Annotated in this window: 6 protein-coding genes; all 6 read left to right on the top strand. The window is 40.0% G+C overall.

What is annotated here, in order from left to right; genetic code table 11:
• On the top strand, nucleotides 1-701 hold a 701-nt coding region (locus R6242_RS21920; protein WP_318430972.1), incomplete at its 5' end, for a DUF2345 domain-containing protein.
• Nucleotides 688-1,227: a hypothetical protein gene (locus R6242_RS21915; RefSeq protein ID WP_318430971.1), complete on the top strand. Its 540-nt coding sequence runs from the start codon at nucleotides 688-690 to the stop codon at nucleotides 1,225-1,227. The genes R6242_RS21920 and R6242_RS21915, both read left to right, overlap by 14 nt.
• Nucleotide 1,228: 1 nt before the next feature.
• Nucleotides 1,229-2,899 (top strand): LysM peptidoglycan-binding domain-containing protein, encoded by a 1,671-nt coding sequence (locus tag R6242_RS21910; RefSeq protein WP_318430969.1) that lies wholly within the window; start codon nucleotides 1,229-1,231, stop codon nucleotides 2,897-2,899.
• The gene (locus R6242_RS21905) at nucleotides 2,899-3,513 is read left to right on the top strand and encodes a hypothetical protein (RefSeq protein WP_318430967.1); all 615 of its coding nucleotides are present in this window, start codon (nucleotides 2,899-2,901) and stop codon (nucleotides 3,511-3,513) included. Before R6242_RS21910 ends, R6242_RS21905 begins: the two co-directional genes overlap by 1 nt.
• Before the next feature lie 603 nt (nucleotides 3,514-4,116).
• Nucleotides 4,117-4,590 (top strand): OmpA family protein, encoded by a 474-nt coding sequence (locus tag R6242_RS21900; protein ID WP_318430965.1) that lies wholly within the window; start codon nucleotides 4,117-4,119, stop codon nucleotides 4,588-4,590.
• Between the two features lie 57 nt (nucleotides 4,591-4,647).
• The coding region (locus R6242_RS21895; protein WP_318430963.1) for a phage late control D family protein at nucleotides 4,648-5,299 on the top strand (652 nt) is incomplete at its 3' end.

The following is a 5,299-nucleotide window of genomic DNA, read 5'->3' as shown; positions in this document are numbered from 1 at the left end:
TCGCCGCCAAAGGTAAAATTCAGCTGCAAGCGCAAAGCGACGACATCGAAATCACCGCCGACAAAAATATCAAAATCACCGCCTGCAAAGAAAAAGTAGAAATCGCCGCAGGGGACGAAGTGCTCTTTACTTCTGGAGGCGGCTATATCCGGCTAAAAGGCGGCAATATAGAAATCCATTGCCCAGGGGAAGTGAGTATTAAAGGGGCTAGTCATGAGTTGAGTGGGCCAGCGAGTATGAATTTGACTCATCAACAGATGGTGGCTTCTATTCCTCAACCATTCAGTACAAAGGTTGTAGTCGATAAACAGTTGGAGGAGTGGCTGGGGGCTGGTGGTAGTGTGCCATACCAATTAATTAATCAGGATGGTGAAATGATTGGGCAGGGATCGCTTGATGAGTATGGCCGTACTAAGCGTGTGTTCCAGAGTACGGGACAACCATTGAAACTGCTTTTAGGTGAACGTGGGCCTTGGCTTGTTGATCAAACAATTGATGATGATAGCCATAGTTTATGTGGATGTGGGGGGGAACATTTTGATGAGATTGAATTAGCCGAAGTTGAAAGTATACCGGTAGTCGCGGCGTCAAATTTAGAGAGTACACAGATACAAATTGATATGACTCACGATGTAGCATTGCTGAAATTTATGTTTGACCAAGCAGACGTTAAAAAGGAAGTTGAGAATGGTGAAGAGTGATTTCTTTAAGAAGTTTATGATATTGACTTTTTTTATGCTTTCAAGTGTTGTGCAGGCCGCATCAGTTCAGCAGATCTCGTTTAGAAATGGCACGAACGATTTTTCTATTAAAAAAATTAATTTTAGAATAATTAAAAGTCAAGTTAGCCTATTGAGTGCAAATAACTTTGAAATATACACGGTCTATGTTTTACCTTCTGAGTCAAATGGGGTATGGATGCATGTACCTTTTGATAATAAAAGACCTCCGGTTGATTATTTTTTAAACTCTATTGAATCTGCCGACTCAAATATACAAAGTATTCGGTTTTATAAAAAAAATGAACAGTTGTTTGTGGTAAAAGCGACTAAGACAGGTGAGAAAGCTCCAAATATTAATTTAAAAAAAACATCAATCATCTTGCATACGTATCGTTTTAACGAAAATGAAGATGTACCTCGTTTTTTAGAAATAGATACTCGTGATGCAAAGAAAATATATCTTAATGCAGATGAAGCAATTAATGCAGAAGCATTTGGAGAATAGTATGTTTGTAAGCGCTACTTATGATAGAGAAAACAAGACGGTTCATTATATTGCTGAGGATGGGACTGAGACCTTGTATATTGGAGGGTCTTTTGCATGGCGCCTCAATAACCCCGGCAATCTTGCTAAACCAGGGAAAAAACGTGTTATTAGTAGTGCAATTGGTTATGCGCAGCGCACGTCTAGGTCGGGTATGTTTATTATTTTTCCTGATGTAGAAACAGGTAGAAGAGAAAAAATAAAGTTAATAAAAGAGGTTTATGGAAATAGCAGCTTGTCGCAAATGATATACGCGTACGCACCGCCAAGCGATGGAAATGATACAGAATCATATATTTCAGAATTATGCCAGTCTGTAGGCATGGCACGTGATGATGTTATCAATAGCCTTGATGCTATTCGTTTTGATAGGTTAGTTGCTGGCATTGCTAAAAAAGAAGGTTATATACCTGGGAAAATAAAAATACTGGGTAAGCCTGTAAAAATCGAACTTAGAGATGCCGTTAAAAGGCCTCTTGCTAATACTGAAGTGAAAATATCTGATGGTAAAACAAGTATAAGGACAAAAACAAATAGTAGTGGTGAACTGCCATCAATTTATCCGGGGTTGTTTAGTGGGGAGTTCAAGTTATATATTGCAGATATGGGGAAAAAATTTGAAAAAATTTTTTCAAAGAGCGTAGGCGAACTTAATGGCTTATATTCTCTTACAGCTCCATATTTTGTGCAGGATATTCAACCTGATATTCATAAAAAACAAAAAATACAACCTAAGAATGTACATATTGTTAAATCAGGTGAAACATTGGGTGGGATCGCATCTAAATATTCCGTTGATATTGAATCTTTAATGTCAGTGAACGGTATTAAAAATAAAAACCAGATTTATGCTAGGCAACATCTGGACATACCAAATGGTTCCACTCCCAAAGAAGAGCCACCACATCCAGAAAATAAACAGAAAGAATCTGCCCCAAGAAAACCAGAAGCAAAGCCTTCAGATAAAAGAGCACCTGCGCCTTCTGAGGGCCATTCTAAGGTTAAAAGTCGAGAGGGCGTTCAAGTAACGCCTCAGCGATCAGAGGCTAATCATCCAGCTATAGTAGTTAGCACTGCTGAGTGTGAGCTTAGTGGTGCTAGTTGGGAAAGAATGTTTTTACAAAGTAAAAGTCTAGATGATTTAATTGATCCATTTAAAACTAGTGCCAAAAAATTTATAGCAGCGTTATGTGAAGCTAAAATTTCTGTTCGTATATCAACAACGCATAGGCCGACTGAGCGGTCATATTTAATGTATTATGCCGCTCAAATTGCACGGGGGAAAATGAAGCCAGAAAATGTACCAAAATGGAGTGGTGTAAATATTAATTGGTGTCATCGGAATGCTGCTGGGGAGGTTGATTTGAATAAATCTAAAGTAGCTGCTCAAAATATGGTGAACTCTTATGCCATTGGTTCTAATCCTGTGGGTAAGCCCAGTGCATCTAATCATAATAAACGTTTGGCTGTTGATATGACAATAACAAATTTTTCAAATAAAGAGGTGAAAAATACTAGTGGAGAGCTTGTAATCATTAAAGATTTTCAAGAATTAAAAAAACTTGGTAATGAATATGGGGTACATTGGTATGGAAGTGATGATAAACCACATTGGTCATTTAATGGGAAGTAATGATGAAAAAAACATTAATTTATGCAACTGTTTTGTATGCATCATGTAACGTATATGCTGAGCCTGCAGTCGGTGTATTTGCTAATTTGCCAGTGTATAATTTTCAGGCGGGAATAACAAAGCCTGTCGCATTTGAAATGTTTGTTTTTACAAAAAAAAAATTGAATAGTGCTACAATTTTTTCTACTTTTCAGATGCAAGAGAAGGGGGTTTTTAATGTTGCATGTTGCTTTGATTTGGTTGACTTGAATCCTGTTTCCGTTGAGAAAATTTTAAATAAATATTCTTTTGATGATACATTGGTTGATTCAGTTAAAGGGATAAAAGGTTATCAATATGTTTATAATGTTAGCTATTCTAAGCAGGCTAATAATAAGTTGCAAAAACTTCTGATGAAAAGTCATGGGTTGGATACAGATATTCCATATTTAATGCCCGCAATAGAAATCAAACTTTTGTCAGATGAAAGTATAAAAGGCCTTGTCTCAACTACTCCTTATAAGATTGAATTGGTTAAAAAACACGTAAAAGGTAGTGTTCAAAAAGATTTTTATAACTTTAATGTTGATGGAAATAGAACAACATTTTCTGTTCCTTTGCAAACTGGCGGATGAAATTAAAACAATAATTTACCTGATTATGTCTCTTGCTCAGTCGATAACCCTCGCGACCATTACTCGGCTTGAGTAAAGTGCCATGAAATAAAGGTATCCCACCTATTTGACCATCCGAAATAGCGATGCTGGGCAAGCAGCTAAATCAAGGGTTCCGGAGCAAGAGACATAATCAGGATAATTTAAATATCTCATGGCTATGATGTTTGAATGTAATAAGGCTGCGCTTAGCTGCATGTGACGCTCTGCTACCGCCAGTTTTTTTGCTGAAGCCTCATGTGTGCCAATTGCTGATAGTATTTATGTGACAGGTAATGGTGCGAAAGAGTAATTGTAGTAATTGGGATAGACCACGGTTTATTATTGATGTCTATTTTTTATATTTACGCTCTTTAAAAATACATAGTTAGAACTACAAACAAAGTCAAAAACAAAGGCAAGAGAACAGCCTTGCCTTTGTTTTTACTTTATGCCGATCGTGACGTTCCTGCCTTTAGCTATGCTCAATAAGTAATTAATTATCACCATTCGGGTGATGAGCAATAAGTAGCAAACTGATCTGCTGCAAGGCAGATCAGTTGTTTTAAAAAAAGGGATTTAATAATGAAACGTTCAGGATTTATTTGTGCTGCATTACTTGTAATTGCCGCTGGTGTAACAGGATGCGCTGAAAATCCAAGCGTACAAAGTGCCACGCCTGCGACAACTTCTTGGAAAAATGCGCCAGTAGCGGCCACATCAACAGCAACTAAAGCCGCAGAAACGGCTGCCGCAGCCGCCGCACAAGTCGTTGCTGATCCGGCTTTTTTAAAGTTTGACAAAATGTCCGCCAAGCTGACTCCTGAGCATGAGGCGCAGCTCTTGAGCCTTTTGCCTAAATTAAAAGATGCCAAAGCGATTACGTTGCGTGGCTATTGCTACAAAAAAGACATCGGTAATGCCAAGTCTGCCGCACTGGCACGTGCTGTCAGTGTAGAGAAGTTCCTGGTTAAACAAGGTATCTCTAAAAAGAAACTGAGCCGCCGCTTTAATACCGAAGACGCGGAACACGCTGTACGCGTTGAGATCGGCAACTAATCTTTCTTTAATTTTCGCCATTCACTCGCTTGATTTGGACTGCTAATGATTTCCCCCATGCCTTTGTCACAAATATTAAGCAGCTTTGCCGCTGCGTTTAATCAGGATCAACGATTAATCTCTTTACAATTAGGCGATGGATCTGCATGGGGCGGGCAGCTATTACCACAGCGGGTGCTTGGCTCGGAAGGGATTAGCCAAGCTTACCGCTATCAAATTGAGTGTTTATCTGCCGATGCAGCCCTAGAGCTTAAATCGCTATTGGGCTTGCCGCTGGTGTTATCGGTGGCTGATGCGTCGGGTAGTGAGATTGAGCGCTGTGGGGTGATTACAGAGGTGCAGCTGATTGGCTCAGATGGCGGCTTTGCCCGCTATGTGCTGATTGCCGAACCGCCGTTTGCCTTACTGCGCCACCGCCGTACTTCACGCGTGTTTCAAGACATGAGCGTGCCCGACATCATTAAGCAGGTTTTAAGCGAGCATCAGGCTAAAAACTCGGTGTTTGCTGCCGTGCAGACGCTGGATTTCAAGCTATCTGGCCAGCACGCGCCCCGCTCCTATTGTCTACAGTACCGAGAGTCAGATTTTGATTTTTTAGTGCGCTTAATGCACGAAGAAGGCTTGGCGTGGCGCTTTGAGCATCTGTCGGGAGATTCGCCGCAGGTGCAGTTGGTGGTGTTTGATGATGCTTTTTCTGTGCCGGAAGCAC

Source organism: Iodobacter sp. CM08 (genome assembly GCF_033446605.1).
Classification (GTDB): Bacteria; Pseudomonadota; Gammaproteobacteria; order Burkholderiales; family Chitinibacteraceae; genus Iodobacter.
The sequence above is the reverse complement of the archived record's forward strand: the minus strand, read 5'-3'. Positions and strand labels throughout refer to the sequence as shown.